The following is a 1465-nucleotide window of genomic DNA, read 5'->3' as shown; positions in this document are numbered from 1 at the left end:
CCCTGTCAAAGTCGAACCTCATTGCATGGTTCTGGGACTGCTTCGCAGTCCTTCGGGGATAAATCCCCTCGCCACAATGGTTTTTCTCCGCCTGTTAATGTTCGAAAATTTTCTTTTAACCGCCCTTCGATGAGTTTTTTCAATCGAAGTCGACTGGCTGTGCGCGTGTTTATCGGCTACCATTTTCGCAAATGAACATTAATGTTCGATTTCCAAACAGAAAATCAAAAGAGCCCGAGGCCAGCCGATGTCCACATCTACCTTGCGTACGCCCCCTCTCTCCGAGATCTACGACATTGCCGTGATCGGCGGCGGGATCAATGGCGTGGGGATCGCAGCGGATGCCGCCGGTCGCGGTCTCTCGGTGTTCCTTTGCGAAAAGGACGACCTCGCCAGTCACACCTCATCAGCCAGCAGCAAGCTGATCCACGGTGGCTTGCGTTACCTCGAACATTACGAATTCCGTCTGGTGCGTGAAGCACTGGCCGAACGCGAAGTGCTGCTGGCCAAGGCGCCGCATATCGTCAAGCCGATGCGTTTTGTGCTGCCGCACCGTCCGCACTTGCGTCCGGCGTGGATGATTCGCGCGGGCCTGTTCCTGTATGACAACCTCGGCAAGCGCGAAAAACTGCCAGGCTCGAAAAGCCTGAAGTTCGGCGCCGACAGTGCGCTGAAAAGCGAAATCAAAAAAGGCTTCGAATACTCCGACTGCTGGGTCGATGACGCCCGCCTCGTCGTACTCAATGCCATGGCCGCCCGGGAAAAAGGCGCCCACGTTCATACCCAGACTCGTTGCGTCAGCGCCCGTCGCGCCAAGGGCCTGTGGCACCTGAACCTGGAACGTGCCGACGGCAGTCTGTTTTCGATCACCGCCAAAGCGCTGGTGAACGCGGCCGGTCCGTGGGTTGCCAAGTTCATCCGTGACGACCTGAAAATGGAATCGCCGTACGGCATCCGTCTGATTCAGGGCAGCCACATCATCGTGCCAAAACTGTACGAAGGTGAGCACGCGCACATTCTGCAAAACGAAGATCAGCGCATCGTCTTCACCATTCCGTACCTGAACCACTTCACCCTGATCGGCACCACCGACCGCGAATACACCGGCGACCCGGCGAAAGTGGCGATCACCGACGGTGAAACCGACTACCTGCTGAAAGTGGTCAACGCCCACTTCAAAAAGCAGCTCAGCCGCGACGACATCCAGCACAGCTACTCGGGCGTCCGTCCGCTGTGCAACGACGAATCCGACAACCCGTCGGCCGTGACCCGCGATTACACCCTGGCGTTGTCCGGTGGCGGCGAAGAGGCGCCGCTGCTGTCGGTGTTCGGCGGCAAGCTGACCACTTACCGCAAACTGGCTGAATCGGCGATGGCGCAACTGCTGCCGTTCTTCACCCAGATGCGCCCGAGCTGGACCGCCACAGCGACCTTGCCCGGCGGCGAAGACATGAGCACCCCGCAG

1 protein-coding gene is annotated in these 1465 nt (G+C 58.6%); it reads left to right on the top strand.

The genetic code is table 11. The features are described from left to right. Nucleotides 1-247: 247 nt before the first annotated feature. On the top strand, nucleotides 248-1465 hold a 1218-nt coding region (gene glpD / locus DBR24_RS27925; protein ID WP_128616318.1), incomplete at its 3' end, for a glycerol-3-phosphate dehydrogenase.

The sequence above is a fragment of the Pseudomonas sp. HMWF006 genome (assembly GCF_003061205.1).
GTDB lineage: Bacteria > Pseudomonadota > Gammaproteobacteria > Pseudomonadales > Pseudomonadaceae > Aquipseudomonas > Aquipseudomonas monsensis.
Note: the sequence above shows the minus strand (reverse complement) of the source record. Positions and strands in the feature narration are given on the sequence as shown.